The organism is Pseudoalteromonas sp. Angola-4, from assembly GCF_028599265.1.
GTDB lineage: Bacteria > Pseudomonadota > Gammaproteobacteria > Enterobacterales > Alteromonadaceae > Pseudoalteromonas > Pseudoalteromonas atlantica.
On sequence record NZ_JAQREK010000068.1, the window covers coordinates 1 to 498 of the forward strand.

The 498-nt window shown below is 52.4% G+C and carries 1 rRNA gene; it reads left to right on the forward strand.

Going from position 1 to position 498, the window contains the following annotated elements:
* A 23S ribosomal RNA gene (locus PSH48_RS20825) occupies nucleotides 1-498 on the forward strand; the annotation flags it as partial.

The following is a 498-nucleotide window of genomic DNA, read 5'->3' on the forward strand; positions in this document are numbered from 1 at the left end:
AGCTGGTTCTCCCCGAAATCTATTTAGGTAGAGCCTCGGACGAATACTTACGGGGGTAGAGCACTGTTAAGGCTAGGGGGTCATCCCGACTTACCAACCCTTTGCAAACTCCGAATACCGTAAAGTAATATCCGGGAGACACACGGCGGGTGCTAACGTCCGTCGTGAAGAGGGAAACAACCCAGACCGCCAGCTAAGGTCCCAAAGTCATAGTTAAGTGGGAAACGATGTGGAAAGGCCCAGACAGCCAGGAGGTTGGCTTAGAAGCAGCCATCCTTTAAAGAAAGCGTAATAGCTCACTGGTCGAGTCGGTCTGCGCGGAAGATGTAACGGGGCTAAACTATGCACCGAAGCTGCGGATTCATCTTAGGATGAGTGGTAGGGGAGCGTTCTGTAAGCGGTTGAAGGTGTACCGGGAGGTATGCTGGACGTATCAGAAGTGCGAATGCTGACATGAGTAACGATAATGCGGGTGAAAAACCCGCACGCCGGAAGACC